Annotated in this window: 13 protein-coding genes; 5 read left to right on the forward strand and 8 right to left on the reverse strand. The window is 48.6% G+C overall.

The annotated features are described in order from the left end of the window. Window positions 1-92: 92 nt before the first annotated feature. On the forward strand, window positions 93-803 hold the full coding sequence (locus C7Y71_RS08865) for an SIMPL domain-containing protein (RefSeq protein WP_111898195.1): 711 nt from the start codon (window positions 93-95) through the stop codon (window positions 801-803). Between the two features lie 89 nt (window positions 804-892). Here C7Y71_RS08865 and C7Y71_RS08870 read toward each other — a convergent pair whose 3' ends face one another. Then, a complete protein-coding gene (locus C7Y71_RS08870; RefSeq protein WP_111898194.1) occupies window positions 893-2,749 on the reverse strand; it encodes a C10 family peptidase in 1,857 nt (618 codons plus the stop codon). 48 nt (window positions 2,750-2,797) lie between these two features. Further along, the gene (cls, locus tag C7Y71_RS08875) at window positions 2,798-4,228 is read right to left on the reverse strand and encodes a cardiolipin synthase (protein WP_111898193.1); all 1,431 of its coding nucleotides are present in this window, start codon (window positions 4,226-4,228) and stop codon (window positions 2,798-2,800) included. A gap of 118 nt (window positions 4,229-4,346) precedes the next feature. Between cls and C7Y71_RS08880 the strand changes: the two genes are divergently transcribed. Continuing rightward, complete coding sequence (locus tag C7Y71_RS08880; RefSeq protein WP_111898192.1) at window positions 4,347-5,048, forward strand: DUF2027 domain-containing protein; 702 nt, start codon at window positions 4,347-4,349, stop codon at window positions 5,046-5,048. A gap of 31 nt (window positions 5,049-5,079) precedes the next feature. Continuing rightward, window positions 5,080-6,165, forward strand: a complete 1,086-nt coding sequence (locus C7Y71_RS08885; RefSeq protein ID WP_111898191.1) for a transposase — start codon at window positions 5,080-5,082, stop codon at window positions 6,163-6,165. Between the two features lie 29 nt (window positions 6,166-6,194). On the opposite strand, the gene C7Y71_RS08890 is transcribed toward C7Y71_RS08885, so the two are convergent. The 3 genes from C7Y71_RS08890 to C7Y71_RS08900 all read right to left on the reverse strand — a co-directional run bounded on the left by C7Y71_RS08890 (window position 6,195) and on the right by C7Y71_RS08900 (window position 10,605). Further along, window positions 6,195-7,364 carry an HNH endonuclease family protein gene (locus C7Y71_RS08890; protein WP_111898190.1) on the reverse strand — a complete coding sequence of 390 codons (1,170 nt, stop codon included), beginning with the start codon at window positions 7,362-7,364 and terminating at the stop codon, window positions 6,195-6,197. Next, on the reverse strand, window positions 7,364-8,443 hold the full coding sequence (locus C7Y71_RS08895; protein ID WP_111898189.1) for an adenine-specific methyltransferase EcoRI family protein: 1,080 nt from the start codon (window positions 8,441-8,443) through the stop codon (window positions 7,364-7,366). The genes C7Y71_RS08890 and C7Y71_RS08895 overlap by 1 nt, the downstream gene beginning before the upstream one ends. A 383-nt stretch (window positions 8,444-8,826) precedes the next feature. Continuing rightward, the gene (locus C7Y71_RS08900) at window positions 8,827-10,605 is read right to left on the reverse strand and encodes a biotin/lipoyl-binding protein (RefSeq protein WP_111898188.1); all 1,779 of its coding nucleotides are present in this window, start codon (window positions 10,603-10,605) and stop codon (window positions 8,827-8,829) included. 431 nt (window positions 10,606-11,036) lie between these two features. Here C7Y71_RS08900 and C7Y71_RS08905 point away from each other — a divergent pair, with 431 nt between their 5' ends. Then, window positions 11,037-11,816, forward strand: a complete 780-nt coding sequence (locus C7Y71_RS08905) for a ZIP family metal transporter (RefSeq protein ID WP_111898187.1) — start codon at window positions 11,037-11,039, stop codon at window positions 11,814-11,816. A gap of 33 nt (window positions 11,817-11,849) precedes the next feature. Continuing rightward, the gene (locus C7Y71_RS08910) at window positions 11,850-12,911 is read left to right on the forward strand and encodes a rhodanese-like domain-containing protein (RefSeq protein WP_151908904.1); all 1,062 of its coding nucleotides are present in this window, start codon (window positions 11,850-11,852) and stop codon (window positions 12,909-12,911) included. Window positions 12,912-13,327: 416 nt separating this feature from the next. Here the strand turns inward: C7Y71_RS08910 and C7Y71_RS08915 are convergent, their stop codons facing one another. The 3 genes from C7Y71_RS08915 to icd form a co-directional block, all read right to left on the reverse strand. After that, window positions 13,328-15,928 carry a 3'-5' exonuclease gene (locus C7Y71_RS08915; protein ID WP_111898186.1) on the reverse strand — a complete coding sequence of 867 codons (2,601 nt, stop codon included), beginning with the start codon at window positions 15,926-15,928 and terminating at the stop codon, window positions 13,328-13,330. Window positions 15,929-16,037: 109 nt separating this feature from the next. After that, window positions 16,038-17,390: a citrate/2-methylcitrate synthase gene (locus C7Y71_RS08920; RefSeq protein ID WP_111898238.1), complete on the reverse strand. Its 1,353-nt coding sequence runs from the start codon at window positions 17,388-17,390 to the stop codon at window positions 16,038-16,040. A 59-nt stretch (window positions 17,391-17,449) separates the two neighbouring features. Further along, entirely contained in the window at window positions 17,450-18,634 is a 1,185-nt protein-coding gene (icd, locus tag C7Y71_RS08925) for an NADP-dependent isocitrate dehydrogenase (protein WP_111898185.1), read from the reverse strand.

Here is an 18,634-nt window from a genome sequence, read left to right on the forward strand (position 1 = left end):
AAATGGATTAAATGGATTAGAAAGGAATGATCTGTTATGTTCTTTTTTTTTTAATTTTGTTGCAGAAACAAACCAGATAAAAATAAATCATCATGAAAGTAAAAGAAGTTTTCAAAAGCAATCACATCATCCCTGCCTGCGTCATTGCATTGGGCATCTTCTGTATGGGATGGTTCATCTACGCCGGCATCTCCAAACTGGCAAACAAGGACCGCACGGTAAGTGTCCGCGGACTTGCCGAGCGTCAGGTCAAGGCAGACCGTGTAACATGGCCCCTCTCATTTAAGGTGTCGGGCAACGACTTACAAGCGCTTTACAGCGAAATCAATACCAAGAACAAGATCATTACCGACTATCTGAGGAAGAATGGTTTCACTGACGGCGAAATTTCAACCAGCGCACCAAGTGTAAGTGATACGGACACAGAAGAGTATAGCAGCGATAACAAGAAGGCAAGATATTTCATCGGTTCTTCGATTACTGTTATGACAAATAAAGTGGACCTCGTGAATGATTTGACCAATAAAACGGGTGAACTCATCGAACAGGGTGTAACGCTTGAGTCAAGTACCCCTTCTTTCGATTATACCGGACTGAACACCATCAAGCCCGCCATGATTGAAGAAGCCACGAAGAATGCACGCGAAGCGGCTGAGAAGTTTGCCAAAGACAGCGAAAGTTCGCTCGGCAAGATTATGACTGCAAGACAGGGTGTGTTCGAGATAGAAGACCTGGATGAATACACGCCTATCTATAAGACCGTGCGCGTAGTAACTGCCATCGATTACTTCCTCGACAACTAAGGAAACTACCTCGCAGATTTTCAGAAAAGCAGAGGGCACTCATTCACCCATAACGGGTAAGAGTGCCCTCTTGTTATATGTCTGCCCGCTCACCGCGTAACGACGATTTTTCGGCTTGTTTTCCCTTGTCGTCTGATATAAATGCCGGTAGCGGTCGGCGCAGCCACTTGTCTGCCCTCTATGGTGTACCACCTGACGGGCAAATCGCTTTCTGTCTCGCTGGAAACATCGTCTATCCCTTCCACAACGGGCATCGTGAACGTCGTTTCATAGATGACGGGCCAATTCTGGCGGATGCGTATGATGTAAGTCTGTCCCGGCACAAGATTATTGAACGTAACCTCTCCGTTTGTGGCGTCGCCGGCAGCCACATAAACGTCCTCATATTCGCTGCGTATGTCGCGTGACGGTGCGGCAGGGTCGGCAAGCGAGTAAATCATCATTTCTCCGAAACGGGCAGAGGTGGATTTGTTAGAAAACGATACGGAAAAAGTTGCGGAGAACGGGTCGGGGAAAGTAATGGTTGGGTTAACCACGGTAACTTCCGGTTGTTCCTGTTCTGCAACGTCTATGATGCACTCGTAGGGAATGTGTTCATCATCCGGACTCATGCGGAACATGCGCACACCACAGGTGTCGAATTTCACCTGAATGCTGATTTTGCCTGTTGCTTTAGGTGGCAGCGATATGCCTGAGAGTTTATAGTAGTGCGCCTGTTTGAAAAAAGCCGTATCTGCCAGTTCATTGGTAAAGAATTCGTATGGCGTTGTAAGGTAATTGTCTGTTGTATTTCTCAAATAGACAGTGATAGGCGTGAGAGCATTTGTTACAGGCGGTTGGCTAAATACTACCGAATCCACCACAATGTCCAAGGAATCGCGGGCAAGGGTGTCGGGTAGGGCAGTGTCTACCGAGTCGGGACAAAGCAGAATCGCTTGCTGATTGCAGAAATAGCCTTTTGAAATGGCAAGTTCCCCAACATCGTTTCCCTGAAACAGATAATTGAGTGCGTCGAGCCGGAAATAACCATCAAAGTTGCCGCCATAGCCCCAGTTTACATGGAAGAGCCCGTCGGCGTCAAGTCCGTCGATGACAAAAGCATGACCGTTGATGTCTGTGGTGTAACCGGCATAGAAAACGGGCCGTCCTGCCTTTAGTTCGGATTCAATGATGCGGTACCAGTCGCGTGTGTCGTACTGATAACTGTCCATGTAGTGAACGTATTTCATGCCGAAGGCACGCTTCAGTGGTTCTTCGAGCCGCCACACCGATGCTCCGCTTTCGGTCACGCCAAAATTCATACGCGCTGCCACAGCGCAGATATAGCCCAGTTGTGCCACGGGGTGAACGTCCTCGTCAGTATCGGCTGTGGTATAAATATCGCGTATGTTTTTCGTTCCCACGGTAGTGCCGGGCAGAATGTCGTCGATGGTATAGTGTCGTGTAGTCCAGCCGTGGAGGGTGTCCAGTAGTACCACATCGCGTCGATAATAAGTCAGGATCTGTTCCAATGCAGTAGCCACGCATCCCACACGACAACGCACTTCGCTCATCGTGCTGTCATCGTCCATGTAATAAGGGCAGTAGGCATTGTAAGGCTCGTTGTAACTGTGTTTGGTGGTAAGCATCGGACTAACAATGGCCGTGGTAAATGCTTTCGATGATGGAACAGTCTGTCGCATCATCGCCTTAATTACAGTCGGTACTTCTGTGGCAGAATTATCGCCATATCCAAGTACGGTCTTTCCATCGTTGCTCACCAGCACGAAGCGCCCTTCACTGTCATTGAAAAGCGTGGCATTTGTGCTCTTCATCCTGCAGTCCAGTCTGGGCAGGCTGTTGCCGCGTTTTTTCTGCATGAAACGCTGTGCCGAAGTCAGTGCAGGCTGCGCAGAACAAAAGGTGCAGAATATCAGAAACAAAGTGTATATGGTCAGTCTTTTCATTTTTTTAAGCGTTCCGGCGATTGGAAGTGTTCAGGTTGGTAAATAGTGTCAGAACAATGGTGAGAAGAGTCGCGTCAGCGATTCTTGTATCTTGCGACGCATCGGGCGCTTGTTCCATTCCTCCAACTCTATTTCTTTGCAACGCTTCATATCGTTCTCGAAAACTTCGCGCACTTTTTTTGCGCAGTCGTCATCATATATTAACGCGTTCGATTCGAAATTGTTGTTGAATGATCGAAAATCCATATTGGCAGATCCTACAGAACACCAATCGTCGTCAATGACCAATGCCTTTGTATGAAGGAATCCATCTGTCATCATATATACTTTCACACCTGCTCTGAGAAGGTCTTCTACATAACTATCGTTAGCCCATCTGAGCATGATGCCATCGGGCTTCATCGGAATCATCACTCTCACATCAATGCCTGCGAGGGCTGCAATTTGAAGTGCTTGCATTACGGGTTCCGTCGGCATGAAGTAGGGTGTCTGCACATAGACGTAGCGCGTGGCTTGACTAATGGCATGACATAGCGCAAACATAATTTCAGGATAGGCAGATACTGGGTAAGACGAAACGATTTGCATCAGCGCACTGTTCTGCGACACAAGTTGCGGACTGGCGAAAAGTTCCTCCATCGCTATTTCCTTTTCTTCTTCCCTTAAGAACTGCCAATCGACGAGGAAAATGCGTTGCAAGCGTCCTACAGCATTTCCGCGCACCAACAATTGCATGTCGCGCCATTCATTTATTCGCGTGCTGACATAGCGCAAGGCGAGATTCATGCCGCCTATGAAACCCACACTGCCATCGATGACAATAATTTTTCTGTGGTTACGATAGTTGATTTTGTGCGATAGCGAAGGGAAGCGCACAGGCATGAATGGCACCACTTCTATACCTGCATCTGTCATTGTGCGGAAAAAGCGGTCGGACACGTTCCAACACCCCACATCGTCGTAAATCAACCTAACACTAATGCCTTCTTTCGCTTTGTCGATAAGCGCATCGCGCACCAAACGTCCCACTGCGTCATCTTCAATAATGTAAGTCTCGATATGGATGTGGTGTTGAGCCCCATAGATGGATCGTAAGAGCGCTTGCAGAAAGTCTTTGCCGTTAGTGAGCAGTTCCACCTGATTGTTGTCGGCAAGGAAAGCCCATGAATCATTTTCGTTGAGTTCGATGAGTTGGGCATATTTCTTTGGCAGTTTCAGTTGTTTATTCCTGAGGTCGCGCTGGAGCATACTCGCATTGATTTGGATGTATCGGTGGCGGTTGATGTAGCGCGTTCGCTTTATGGTCTGCCCGAAGAAAATAAAGGCGATGGGGCCTGCCACTGGCAAGAGGACAATGGCTACTACCCATGCAATGGTCTTTTCGGGCTGCCTATTTTCGAGCAGAACGATGAATACCATACTCGCAACGAGTATGAAGTAAATGGAGGCTCCTATCCAAAAAAGTACTTGTGTCAGCATTCAGGTAGCATCTTTTCTTCGCAAAACTATAAATTATTTTCTGATTGCTGCGAATTATGTAGTCAGTTTCCAAAATTTGTTTGTAGGTTTGCAATGAAAACATAATTATAACACTACTATGAAGATAGGAGATACAGTTAGATTTTTGAATGAAATAGGCGGTGGTGTCATCGTCGGTTTTCAGGACAAGAATATCGTGCTCGTTAAGGGCGACGATGGTTTTGAAATACCCACACTCATAAGCGAAGTCGTGGTCATGGAGTCGAAAGACGAGGAAGGCGAACGCCCTGCCAAGAAACCGTCTGCCAATGCCGACAACCGTTTCCGTACGCGTCAGCCCGACACATACGTTCGTTCTTTCGATGATGACGAAGACGAAAAACCCGTTACTTTCAAACCGCGCCCGATGGAGCGCCGTGGGGCAGATGTGCTGCGTCTCTACCTCGCTTTCCTGCCTTTTGATGAAGATACGGAAGAACCCAAACTGGAAGTCTATCTCATCAACGACAGCAACTATTCCCTCGGCATAGCAATCATCCAGATAGAGAACGCTGCCGGCAAAGTGCGTCACGAAGGCACCTTCGAACCTAACACCAAGCAGTTCCTCGAAGAAATGACTTACAGGCAACTCGGCGAGTGGGAGCGAATCACTATTCAGGGTTATGCCGTAAAATACAACAAACCTTTCCGCATCAAGCCCGCCTTTAGCACAAAACTGCGCATCGACGGCAGTAAGTTCTACAAACCCGGTGCCTTTTCCGATACCGACTTCTTCGATGAGAAAGTGCGGCTTATAGAGGTGAAAATAGAAGGCCAATAAGTAGAAGGAATAACTCCTTGATACCTCTGGCATGGACAGAGAAACTTTTGAAAAGCAAAAGGAATATGGCGGCGAAAAGAAGCCTTCGATGACTCGCCGCATGGTGGAGCATGATTATACCGACCGCCGTATGTACATGCTGACTATGGTTACAGAAGGCAGAAGACCGTTGTTTGGCAAGGTCGTTGGCAAAAGCGATGCACTGCAGGATTCTCCCGATGCTCCACGTTGTGAATTGAGTGAACTCGGCAAAGCCGTAAGCAACGAATGGCAAGGTATCCCAAAGTATTATCCCGAGATAAAAGTCCTGGCACTACAGATGATGCCGGACCATCTGCACGGCATCCTGTTTGTCACCCGGAAAATGGAAGTCCATCTCGGACAGGTCATAAAGGGTTTCAAGACAGGCTGCAACCGCCATTACCGCCGGATGATATTAGGAGCACCTCCCGTTAAGTACGTTGTTCACCCTGTTAAGTACGTTGCGACTGAGTCGCAACATACAGAACAAACTGCACCGCGCCCCAAGCGCGACAGAAGCAAGGACAACCGCTACCACGGCTTGCTCTTTCAGCCCAACTACTGCGACAAAATCCTCCTGCGCAGAGGACAGTTAGACACTTGGCTTAATTATTTAAACGACAACCCCCGTCGTCTGTTGATGAAGCGCGAACACCCCGACTTGTTCCGCGTACAGCGCAATATCGTCATCGCAGGCATCTCGTTTTCAGCCATAGGCAACCTTTTTCTTGCACAGCGCCCCGTCCGCCTGCAAGTACAATGCTCGCGCAGTATGACAGACATAGACATCGAAACCTACAAGACAAAGATGCTTAGCGCTGCACGGAGGGGTGCCGTTCTCGTCTCACCAAGTATCTCAAAAGGCGAGAAAGCAGTTATGCGCGCCGCTTTCGAGGAACACCTGCCAATCATCCTGCTTCAGGAAAACGGCTTCGCAGACCTCGCCAAACCTGGCGGACAACGTATGGAGGCCTGTGCCAAAGGCGTGATCCTCATCCTCGCACCATGGGAGCATCACAACGAGCAAATCGCCATCAAACGCAAGCAATGCCTTGACCTAAATGATATGGCACAGCGGATTTGCAATGAGTTATAGATATTATTAGTCGTTCCAATCCGTTTCTCTTATCTGTTCCCTTTTGCCCTGTTGTGTGTCTTGCAAAGCATCTGGCAGTTGTCGGCGGTAGTAGCACCACCTTTGCTCCATGCAGCCACATGGTCGGCATCCATATCTGACATTTTCCAAATTTTTGTGCGGTTGGCTTCGTGGCCGAGTGCACAGAGCGGGCAATTGCTCTCGCCTTTCAGCTGCGCTTCTTCGGTTTGCAGACGATATACTTTGCGCTTTGTGGCTTCGTCGAACACACGGATGTCCAGCAAGCGTTTGTCCTTCCTGCCACCAAGCACATATTCGAAGATGCCTTTACGATTCTTCACGAAGGGATCGCCATAGAGTTCGCGCACCTGTTGCGCCACTTCTGTGGGGTTGTAAGGCTGCGTGTGGTATTCCTCATAAAGCCTACCCCATTCCAATCCACGCATTTCCGATTCTATGTCTGTAAACACAGAACCTATCCAGTCGATGACCGCCGTGAAATACGTTTTCAGTTCGTCGATGTTCGTGTCGTGTCTATGCTGGCTCATGTAGTCCCTCACTTCTTTCGACTTTCCACGACTCACCCACTGCAGGGCGCGTTCGAGATAGTCCTGACGGTTCACTGCACCGGAGATGAAGTGGCTCCACTTCTGTATGTTGGCATTCTGAGAATTGCTGAACTCCTGCTTGGCAAGTGTAACGAACTCGCCCGAATAGATAGCATTGAGGAGTTCTTGTTCGTTGAGTGGCACACCTGCTATGTTTACCGTCTCAAACCATTTCCTGATTTCGTCCTCTGTGCCTTCACATTCATAGACGAGGAGTTCTGTGCCAAGGATGCATTCCTGCAGTTCCTTTGACAGACTACTGAAATACTGCGGTATGTCGTCTGCGTTGAAGATGCCGAACTTGCCCGTAACGAACCGCCCGAGCGACGTGATGCGCTGCTGTCCGTCGAGCACCTCAAGGCGACCATCGTCTGTTTTGTTGAAATAAAGAACGCCTAAGGGGTAGCCATGTAGTGCCGACTGCACCACTGCCACGTCTTTCTTGCCATCAGCATAGATGTAATTGCGTTGATACTCTGGTTGAATGGTCAGGCGCCCAGAGAGACCATAAAGTCCCTTGCCTTCCAATTCGTTATAGACAAAACCATCGCAGATTTCGCCTACTGTATATTTCTTTAATGTGGTTTCCATTAGTTCTTCTTTTTGCGGATTAGGATTCGAGCGTATTTAGGTTTACCATTTATTGAGCCATCTTTGTCTTTTATTAAACCATGAGATTTAAACGGAACCTTTTCATTCTTTCTATAATCATTGGCACTTAATATCTCAAACTGCTCGGGGCAATACTTATCAAGGAAAGATATAGGTACTCCCATCACGCCGTCGTAGTCTGACGGTATGGCATCGGTATAGGGCACTTCTATGGCATCGTAGTTGTCATAATGGTCATAACCTGCCTTTCCTTTTATTTCTTTGTGCTTGCTGTACTTCAGGTTGTCTGCCATCGTCATCAACTGCAGGGGCTGATGGCGGCGACCGTGGTCGAGGTTGGTAAGCCAAATTGAGGGGATGTTTTTCATATTCACTCCATTGTCTACTCGGTCAACGTCATCTGCATTTTTTGTCTCAAACCACATTCCTCCAGCCCATTCTCTCTTACCTGACCAAATCTTGTTTTCTTTGAAAAAAGGAAAAACTTCTTTATATGTTACGCAATTCTTATTCGCAATCATCACAAAACCTTTGTTGCTATCTATCAACCAAGCAAAGAACTCGCGGAAGAGTGAGAAAGGCGGGTTGGTAACGATGATGTCTGCCTCGTCGCGCAGGCGCGTTACCTCCTTGCTCCGGAAGTCGCCGTCGCCTTCGAGGTATTGCCATTGCAGGTCCTCTATATCTACCCGTCCGTTGCCGTTGGTGTTGTGTGTGAGAACGAAGATTTTGCCGTGTGTCTGTGTTTTTCCGGCATCGAACTGTGGTGCGTCGGTCTCGAAGAGCGTCAGTTGGATAGGTCCCTTGTACTTCTTGCTCTCGTAGGCATAACTGGTAGAGATGAGTTTTTTGAGTCCGAGCCGTTCAAAGTTCTGGGCAAAATAGCGCGTAAAGTTGCTCCATTCGGGGTCGTCGCACGGCAGCAGCACCGTCTTGTCCCTGAACACATCAGGGTTGTACTCCAGATATGCCTCCACCTCGCGCTCGATGTCGTGGTACTGCGTGTAGAACTCATCGTTCTTTGCCACCTTTGCCTTTGATAAAGTTTCGTTTGCCATAAGCGATTGATAGTTTTTCGTTGCGCATCTACTATCAATCGCCAACGCATAAAAAGAGCGTGATGCCTCTTATGCGTTAAGCCGGGGCAGCGTAGGAACCGGAACCCCTCCCTCCAAATAAGAATGCACCACGCCGATTATGGCGGGGCATTGCTATTAAATGGAGGGACGAGGATACAGTAACCTATACCCCATCGTCTCTATTACTTCTGAGCGTTATTTATTCCAACTTGTTTCCTACGCATTTTGGCTTAACGCGAAATAATAGCGAATGCATAATGTTTTTCGGGATTTCTCCCCCGAAACGTCGGTAAAATTACAAAAAAAGCGGAAAATCTTGAATGACTTTCCACTTTTTTATGTTTATTGTTGAGTTTAAGCCTTTATTCTTCCGGTCGTTGTATGTAGGCGATGACATCGCCCTTGCTGACGTGTCCGCCTTGTTTTACGGCGATTTCCACGAGTTGGCCGCCGAGTGCAGCGGGCAGTTCGATGATTTGTCCGTGGTTGTTCTCGATGTAGCAGAAACGGTCGCCGTCGGTGTATTGCTTGCCGATGTAGGGATTGATGGCTGGTGTGGCTTCTCCGTCGCCGCAGATCTCGAAGAGTACGATACCGCTCTCGGGGGCTACGATGGCGTCTGCCTTGGCATGCTTGAAGGCTGTTGCCTCCTCGATGCTAATACCCGAGCCGCCGAGTGCCTTGTCCTTTGCTGCCTGTAGGTCAGCAAGGAAACGCTGTTTGGCGATGCCGCTCTTGTAGTCGCGGTACTGTGTCTCGTGCATCGCAAATTCGTAGAGTTCTTCGTCGTCTTCGCCGAGTTCCCATCCCTTTTCTTCCATTTCCTGGCGGAACTTGTCGAGATTGTCGGGATAGAGCGCCTGCGGGTCGTCGGTATAGAATTCATAGCCTTTCTCCTTCGCCAATGCCACGATTTCTGGATCCACTTCTCCTGGCAGTTTTCCACTCTTGCCGAGAATCATGCCCCAGATGCTGTCGTCCATCATAGAGTAGCGTGGTTTGTCCATCGACTCGCAGAGGAGGTTCATCAGGGCGATGTTCTTGACATATTGTGAGAATGGCGTTACGAGGGGTGGATAACCCACACGCGGCCACACATAACCCACCTCGTCGAAGAGGCGCACGAGCAGTTCGTCTTCGCTGTAAGCCGGTTCGCCCTTCTTTTCGCGGTTGGAATTGATGGCATTCATCACACCGCGCAGGTCAGCCATCATAGAACCCATCATACCACCAGGCAGTCCGCAGCCGAGAAGGAGTGAGGAGCAGATGTGGTTTTGCTTGTTGACGAAATAGCCAAGGAAGTCGTCGAGGAACTCCTGTGTGAGTTTTCGGGCCTCCATGTAGGCATTCATGTCAATCTCCGGCACGTCGTAGCCGGCGTTCTTCAGCATACTCTGTACGGAAATGATGTCGGCGTGGCCCTTGCCCCATGAGAGGGGTTCCATGGCTGTGTCGATAATGTCAACACCATTGCGTGCCAATTCCAGGATACTTGCCATCTGCAGTCCGGGACCGCTGTGCCCGTGGTATTCCACGATGATGTCGGGGTGGTTCTTCTTGATGAGTCCGCATAGTTTGCCGAGTAGCGCGGGTTGCCCTATGCCTGCCATGTCCTTTAGGCAGATTTCCGGTGCACCGGCTGCAATGAGTTGGTCGGCTATGTCGCTGTAGTATTCTGCAGTGTGGATAGGTGAGTTGGTGATGCAGAGTGTGGCTTGCGGTGTCATACCTGCTTCTAAAGCCCACTTGATGGATGGAATGATGTTTCTCACGTCGTTCAGACCGCAGAAGATGCGAGGAATGTCCACACCCTGTGCGTGCTTCACCTTGTACTGCAAACGTCTGAGGTCGGCTGCGCAAGGGAACATGCGGAGAGCGTTCAGACCGCGATCGAGCATGTGGGTTTTGATGCCTGCTTCGTGATAGATTTTCGTTACAGCACGCACAGCGTGGTTGGGGTTTTCGCCATAGAGCAAATTAACCTGCTCGAAGGCACCGCCATTGGTTTCTACTCGGGCAAAACAGCCCATTTTCACTATCACTGGTGCTATGCGCTCCAACTGGTCTTTGCGCGGCTGGAACTTGCCATAACTCTGGAACATGTCTCTATATACGAGACTAAATTGGATTTTTCTTCCCATATTTTCTGTTGAAATTCAGACTGACAGGGCTGAAATATGCCCTTTTTATCAATTTTCGGACGCAAAAATAACAAAAAAAGTAGCGTCAAAAAAGGTTTTTATAAAAATAGTTGCAAATGAACTATCTTGTCCGGCATTAGCAGTATGCTTTTGTCATATACAGATATTTATTGATGCAGTTCAAGTTTCGCAAGTTCCATTTTCTTGAAGTTAACGAAGTTATTGAAGTTATCGCTTCGCTCGAAGTTAACGACGTTACCTGATGCTGATTTTTTTCTTCTTTCTTCTTTTGTTATTTATCGTTCCAACGTATCGTCGATAACTTCGTTAACTCCGATAACTTCGAGCGTAGCGATAACTTCAGAAAGTTTATTGATGCAGTAAAAGCGTTAATCGATAATAAAAGGTAAATTTGCAGAAAAAATGACCTTATGACAAATATAGCCATTTGTTTGCTGATACCTTTTCTGGGCACCGTCCTTGGTTCGGCTTTCGTGTTCTTTATGAAAAGGGAAATGCCGTCGCTGCTCCAGAAGACGTTGCTGGGCTTTGCTTCGGGTGTGATGGTGGCTGCATCGGTGTGGTCGCTGCTTATTCCGAGCATGGAGATGAATGAAGGGAAGGGTAGTTGGGCTGTGCTGCCTGCCGCTGTAGGTTTCTTGCTCGGCATGGCATTCCTCTTGGCAATTGACTATCTCACACCTCACCTGCACATAGGTGACCAATCTCCGGAAGGTCCGAAGTCAAGATTGTCGCGCACGGCAATGATAAACCTCGCCGTAACGATTCACAATTTGCCGGAAGGTATGGCTGTGGGTGTCGTGATAGTTGGTGCGCTGAACTCCGGTTCGGGAATCAGCACTGCTGCAGCATTGGCTATGGCTGTTGGTATTGCCATACAGAACATTCCCGAGGGTGCTATCATCTCTATGCCTATGCGGTCAGAAGGCAACAGTAAATGGCGCTCATTCGCAATGGGTAGCCTGAGTGGTGCAGTCGAGCCATTGGGCGGTTTGGCAGTGGTGCTGTTCGCAGAGGCGCTTTCTGCTACACTCCCCGGCCTGCTGGCTTTTGCAGCAGGTGCCATGCTTTATGTGGTTGTGGAAGAACTCATACCGGAATCTTCGGAAGGCGAACATTCCAATCTCGGCACCATAGGTTTTGCCATAGGCTTTGTGCTGATGATGGTGCTCGATGTGGTACTCGGATAAACAAACTCCTGAATTCTAAATACATCATAGATTATGAAGAAAGTATTGATAGCCATTCTGGCACTTTTCGGGCTTAACTGCAATGTGGCTTGCTGCCAGAAAAAAGCATACGATGATGCTAACGTAAAGGCTTTTGCAAAGTTACTTACAAAGGGCAATGTCGTGCTGCTTGATGTACGGACGGCAGAGGAATTTGCTGAAGGACATTTGGAAGGTGCTCTGAATATAGACATCAATAATGATGATTTTGTCGAAGAGGCAAAAAAGCGGATAGCAAAGGAGAAGAAAGTGGCCGTCTATTGCCGCAGCGGACGGCGTTCCGCAAATGCCGCAGAGAAATTGACAGAATACGGATACAAGGTGGTTAATCTTATAGGTGGCATCATGGAATGGCAGAAACAGAAAATGCCCGTAACAGGAGATATGCACGAAGTAGATGTCTTTACAACCAAAAGCGGTAAGACGCTCCGTTTCTATGCCTTGATGCATGCCAGTATTCGCATCTGCTACGATGGTAAGGAAATAGAGATTGACCCGGTGAGTCAACTCGGACCGCGCACCACCGACTACACTACAATGCCCAAGGCAGACTATATCTTCATCACCCATGAGCATCCCGACCACTTCGACAAGGAAGCCATAAAACTGCTGTCGAAGGACGGCACAAAAATCATTACCAACAGTCGGTGCGCAGAAATGCTTGGTTATGGCGATGTAATGAAAAATGGCGAAAAGAAAGATCTTGAAAGTTTCAGCATTGAGGCTGTACCTGCTTATAACACAACCGACGGGCGTCAGCAATTCCATCCTAAAGGTCGCGACAATGGTTTTATCCTCACTGTCGATGGTTTGCGCATCTATATTGCAGGCGACACAGAAGATATACCCGAAATGGCTGATATCAAGGATATATATATCGCCTTCCTGCCATGCAACCAGCCGTACACGATGACAACTTCACAACTCGTCAGCGCAGCACGCACCATTAAGCCCAAAGTACTTTTCCCTTACCACTACGGGCAGACCGACATAAGCACTGTGCCCGAGCAACTGAAAGACGCTGGCATCGATGTCAGAATACGCCATTACGAATAAGGGTATAAAGTCCAAGCGGAAAAAGAATTATTGCTGTCCGGTAAACTTATTGTTGTCCGCTAAAACGGGCTGAAAGTCCGTAAAGCCCATAGCCCAGGGCAACGCCCTGGGGGATAAGGTCAATGGCAATGGCGCACTGTAAGTGCAAAAGCAGAAACGAGATTAGCATTTATTTAATAATATGGCTTTTGTCCTTTCAGGACGCAAATACTCATACGTCCATATACCCAAGGCGTTGCCTTGGGCTATGAGCAGTAAGGCTTTCAGCCTAATTCAGAGCACTAAAACGGACGCAACAAAGTCAAAGAGTAAGCCCCCATAGATTACACCACCCATAAAACACCCAAACAGAAAGGCTTATGACTATGTCCATAAAACTTTTACCGGACACCAATAAAAAGAATAAAGCATCCTGCCTACTTCCTGTTGAGGAAATAGGGCAGGATGTGTCTTAAGAAAGGTGTTCGTTCTTGAGAGAAATTGTTGTTGTTTCTGACGCTATAACTGATGCAGAGCCGCTTTTTAGCCCTTGATATAGCCACATAGAATTTCCGGGCATCTTCTTTGCGCTCTCTCATGGCTTTGTTCACTTCTTCAGGACTATGACTGTTCCTGTTCTGAAGAATTTTCTTCACCGTAAAGAAAGGATAACTGCCATCAACGGCATTGAGCAGGATGACATTTTCAAACTCCAGTCCCTTGCCCTTGTGTACGGTCATGACGAAGATGCGCTCCTTGACGAGACCTTCGGAGTTGATGAGATCGCCTTCGCTCAGCGATGCCGTCATGTCGTTGATGTGTGCTGATATCTGGTCGCCGAGCGTCTCGTTTTGAGAATTGGCTGTCCATTCGCTTTCTGCGTATTTCAGGAATATGCTGAACTTCCCTCCCATCGGTTCGATGAGTTTCATGCCGTTCATCAGGTCATAAACGCGCTTCAGTTCGTGCGCGATGTGCCTCCCCGTCTTCCAAAGCGGTACAGAAAGCAGAGCCTTTTCTTCTCCAAACAGTGTCTTGAGACGACCGAGGCTACCGGCTATGCGTTGCACTTCTTCGTGCTGAATAAATTTGCGCTGCTGTGCCACGATGTCCCTCGAAGCGTTGTAGCAATAGTCCACGAGATGCCTGGTGGCTTCCACATCCTCATTGGCAAGGTGGGAATTCTTGCCTTCGAGCCCAAGTTCGCTGATAAGGTATTCCAGTTTGTAGCATCTCAGGTTAGGACGGATACACCGGATGAGTTTCAGCGAGTCGTAAACGTCATAAACCACTTCTTTCCCCAATTCCCGCCTCACGTTGCTCTGAAGGATATGGTAGTCATAGAGTACATTGTGCCCCAGTAGCGGAGCGTAGCCGATGTAGTCGAGGAACATTTGCAGTCCTTCACGACGGTCGTAATGCTTGTTCGCCGCATATTCCTTTTCCAGTGGGTTGACGATGTTGCCGAGCATTTTCGGTATTTCTCGGCTGGTATGCAGAAGAATGTTGAAATCAGACCCCTCCACTTTTCTGCCATGCCTCACCTTGAATGCCGCAATCTGTACGATGTCGTCTTCAAGTACGTTCAGTCCGGTGGTTTCTGTGTCGAAGAACACCATTTCCTGTGTCTCATATATTTTATTGAAACGCTCCACATACGACTGCCCTTCAATAATGTCGAAAGGTGTCATCATCAGGCGTTGCAATGCCAAGACGAAGCGTCTGCCCAAGTTCTGGCTTTCTACGGCGCCAATGCCATAAAGCAGCCGTACCCATGCCATGCCGCAGAACTCGTTGTTCAGCACACTGAAGAAAGATGACAGTGTCTTGTAAGCCTTGGTCTTGAAGAGGTCGGTGCCGGATATCTTGAAATTGTCGTAGCCGTTTTCGGTGAGTTTGTTGCTTATGGCATCTGCCATGGCGTTTGTCGGAACAAGAATGGCAAGGCGCTCGTCCGGGAATTTGTTGTAGAACTTTACCATGCTCGTGATGCGCTCACGCTCCTGTTCCGATGTTTCGGACCGTGCCAGCAGCAGGTCGTATTTCCCTTTGGGTGTGTCGTTGTCGGTAGTGGGAAGCAGGACTGGATCCACTCCAAGTTCTTTTTCGGCGTAGGTGTTGAACACATCAAGCAAGTATTTCGGTGAGCGGTAGTTCCTTTCAAGATGGAGAATGTTTCCCTTGCAGCGCTCTTTGAGTTGCCGCAACAGACTCATTTTTGCACCGAGGAAAGAGAAGATGGCTTGCTGCTCATCACCGAGATACATGGCTGTGAAGTTTCCGGAAATCTCTGTCAGTTCATCGACGATAGCCATTTGCAGTGGGTTGAGATCCTGCACCTCATCCACTTGAAGCCAAGGGAAGCGCCGGAACTGCTCATGCGGGTCATTCCTCAAATGCTCGTAGGCAGTGATAAGGATATCGTCGAAATCGAGAATAAATCTCTCACGCTTATAATTGATGTATTGAAGCGCGTATTTCACTTTCGGGAAGGCTGTCGGCACTTTCCCGGCATCGAAGCCTATACCTTCAGTCATCTTGAAAAACTGCTCCATTTCTGTTTCAGCAAAGATGGCATGCTGCGGCTGTCCTAACCGGCGCTGCGCGATATAGGCACTCAGGTTGCATACTTCAGTGATAGCGTTTTTATCGGGGACTTTACCATCTTTTGAGAAATAATTATTGTCTAAGGTCATGAGAATGTCGGCCTGATCGGTCTCGTCGATGATGCTTGTGTTTTCCGGTATCAGCGCATTGCTGAAAAGAAAGTTTGAGCAGAAGCGATGCACGTTTCCAACGTATATCTGCGAGGCATCTTCGCCCAAACGCTGTGTGATGCGGTTTTTCATGCCGCGCGATGCCCTGTTGGTAAAAGTGAGGCACAGCATGTCTTCATACGCCACTCCGTCGCTGTGAGCGCGCACGATGCGTTCGGTAAGGATGTCGGTCTTCCCGCATCCGGGAGGTGCAAGCACCAGATAGTGGCCGTTGCTGGCATTGATGGCTGCCCGCTGCTTGTTGTCGTACAGTTTTCCCATAACGCGATAATAAGAGGTATGGCAAAGTTAAAGAAATATTTTTTAACCCCAAATCAGCAATCAGACTGATTTGGGGTTAAATACATTTGTTTCTCTATGCACAACGTGATTAGTTGTCCCTTTCGCAAATGGGGATGTATTCCTGATATTCATCCACAAAGCGATAAGCCGGACGGATGATGCGTTTGCCGAGGAAGCAAAGTTCTTCATTACGGTGTGCGCACCAACCTACGATGCGCGCCATGGCGAAAATGGGTGTGAATATCTCTGCAGGTATGGCGAGCAGTTCGTAAATAAATCCGCTATAGAAATCCACATTGGCGCATATCGTTTTGTTCGTGCCTTTCACTTCGTAGATACATTCCTTAGAAAGACGCTCGAGACGAAGCATGAATTCGTATTCTTTCAGACGGCCTTTCTCCTTTGCCAAATCACCTGCAAGTTCCTTGAGCAATTCAGCGCGAGGGTCGCTCTTTGTATAAACGGCGTGCCCTATGCCGTAGATGAGACCGCTCTTGTCGAATGCCTTTTTCTGAAGGACTTTCATGAGCATGGCGCGTATCTCGTCTTCGTTTTCCCAATCCTTTATCTCGTCTTTAAGATAATGAATCATCTTGTTCACCTTCAGGTTGGCACCACCATGAAGCGGTCCCTTGAGCGAACCGATACCTGCTGCAATGCTGGAATAAGTGTCGGTGCCTGCCGACGACGTTACACGCACGGTGAATGTGGAGTTGTTACCGCCACCGTGCTCCGCCTGGACAATGAGCAGAAGGTCGAGCATCTTGGCATCCAGCCGTGTGAATTTCTTGCCCTTGAGCATGTACAGGAAATTCTCGGCAATAGAGAGACGCGGCTGCGGATGGCGTATCGACAGCGACTTGTTGCGCTTGTGGTGGCGCATCATGTTGTAGGCGTATGCAATTATGGTGGGGAATTTAGACACGAGTTCTATGCTCTGTCGCATGAGGTTGTCGCGTGAAGTGTCGTCGGGATTTTCGTCAAAGGTGTAAAGTTCGAGTACACTTCTTGCCAGAATGTTCATGACATCATTACCTTCAAGTTCTATGATATGAAGCATTGTGCGATGATCAAGAGGCATGTTGTCGTGAATCAAGTCCGTGAAGACTTTTAGTTCTTCTGCATCGGGCAAGTTTCCGGACAGAAGGAGCGCCGCCACTTCCTCAAAAGCAAAACGGTCTTCCTTTTGAGCATTATGAACGAGATCTGCCACGTTGTAACCACGATAGAAGAGCCTACCTTCGATGGGAATAATTTTGCCATCAGAAGCCCTTTCGTATCCGTTTACGTCGCCGATGTTGGTCAATCCTACCAACACACCTGTTCCGTCTTCGTTGCGCAATCCCCGCTTTACATCGTATTTACTGAAAAGGTCAGCATCAAAATGGATGCTGTGCTTCATCTTGTCGGCGAGTTTGTATATGATATACTCTTTCTTTATTTCCATTGATTGATTTATTTTTTCTGTAAAAAAAATTCAAAGCAAAAACCCTAATGTAATTATTGCATGCGGCTGACGAGCGCTTCTGCAAAAAGGCTTGTTGAGAGTGCCTGTCCGTTAGGCATAAAACGTGCGAGGTCATTAGTGGCAATGCCTTCTGCGAAACAATCCTCCATGGCGCGTTCTATCCGGTCGGCTGCTTCTTTCCAGCCGATATAGTTCAGCATCATCACCGACGAGAGGATGATGGAGCATGGGTTCACGATGTCGTTCCCTGCTATGTCGGGCGCTGTGCCGTGTGTGGCTTCGAAGATGGCTGTACCTGTGCTGTAATTGATGTTTGCTCCCGGTGCTATGCCGATGCCGCCCACCATGGCAGCCAGCATGTCGCTGATATAGTCGCCGTTGAGGTTGAGTGTGGCAATGACGCGATAGTGTTCGGGTTTGAGGAGTGCGTTTTGCAGGAAAGCATCAGCAATGCAGTCGTCCACGACGAGTCGTCCGTCTGCCACGGCATCGGCATATTCTCTTTCTACGAGTTCGTAGCCCCAGCGTTTGAAACCGCCTTCGGTGAACTTCATGATGTTGCCTTTGTGGACGAACGTTACTCTCTTGAGATCGTGTTCGAGCGCGAAATCCAGCGCGGCACGGATTAGTCGTTCACTGCCTTCGCGCGAAACAGGCTTTACGCCAAAAGATGACGTTTCGGGGAAGCGTACTTTCTTAACACCCATCTCGTCGTGCAGGAATGTATGGAATTTGCGGGCTTCAGGGGTGCCGCAGTCCCATTCTATGCCGGCGTAGATGTCTTCCGTGTTTTCCCGGAAAATGGTCATATCGACCAATTCAGGGTTCTTCACGGGCGAGACCACACCTTTGTACCACCTGACGGGGCGTTGGCACACGAAGAGATCGAGTCCCTGTCGCAGTGCCACGTTGAGCGAACGTATCCCGCCGCCAACGGGTGTGGTAAGCGGACCTTTTATGCCTACCAGATAGTCCTTGAACGCGTCCATGGTAGCCGCAGGTAGCCATTCACCCGTATTGTCGTATGCCTTCTGACCTGCAAGCACTTCTTTCCACTCTATGCGGCGTTCGCCATTATACGCCTTTTTTACGGCTTCATCCACAACTTTGCGCATGGCAGATGTGATTTCTTTGCCCACGCCGTCGCCTTCTATGAAGGGGATGGTAGGCGTTGAGGGTACGTGGAGCGTATTTCCGGTTTTGGATATCTTAGTCAT

This window comes from Pseudoprevotella muciniphila, assembly GCF_003265305.2.
GTDB lineage: Bacteria > Bacteroidota > Bacteroidia > Bacteroidales > Bacteroidaceae > Alloprevotella > Alloprevotella muciniphila.

Coding starts and splice junctions, on each gene's coding strand:
- icd (WP_111898185.1), bottom strand. CDS start 18,634: ATGACTAAGATATCCAAAACCGGAAATACGCTCCACGTACCCTCAACG.
- C7Y71_RS08880 (WP_111898192.1), top strand. CDS start 4,347: ATGAAGATAGGAGATACAGTTAGATTTTTGAATGAAATAGGCGGTGGT.
- C7Y71_RS08865 (WP_111898195.1), top strand. CDS start 93: ATGAAAGTAAAAGAAGTTTTCAAAAGCAATCACATCATCCCTGCCTGC.
- C7Y71_RS08885 (WP_111898191.1), top strand. CDS start 5,080: ATGGACAGAGAAACTTTTGAAAAGCAAAAGGAATATGGCGGCGAAAAG.
- cls (WP_111898193.1), bottom strand. CDS start 4,228: ATGCTGACACAAGTACTTTTTTGGATAGGAGCCTCCATTTACTTCATA.
- C7Y71_RS08905 (WP_111898187.1), top strand. CDS start 11,037: ATGACAAATATAGCCATTTGTTTGCTGATACCTTTTCTGGGCACCGTC.
- C7Y71_RS08910 (WP_151908904.1), top strand. CDS start 11,850: ATGAAGAAAGTATTGATAGCCATTCTGGCACTTTTCGGGCTTAACTGC.
- C7Y71_RS08870 (WP_111898194.1), bottom strand. CDS start 2,749: ATGAAAAGACTGACCATATACACTTTGTTTCTGATATTCTGCACCTTT.
- C7Y71_RS08915 (WP_111898186.1), bottom strand. CDS start 15,928: ATGGGAAAACTGTACGACAACAAGCAGCGGGCAGCCATCAATGCCAGC.
- C7Y71_RS08900 (WP_111898188.1), bottom strand. CDS start 10,605: ATGGGAAGAAAAATCCAATTTAGTCTCGTATATAGAGACATGTTCCAG.
- C7Y71_RS08890 (WP_111898190.1), bottom strand. CDS start 7,364: ATGGAAACCACATTAAAGAAATATACAGTAGGCGAAATCTGCGATGGT.
- C7Y71_RS08895 (WP_111898189.1), bottom strand. CDS start 8,443: ATGGCAAACGAAACTTTATCAAAGGCAAAGGTGGCAAAGAACGATGAG.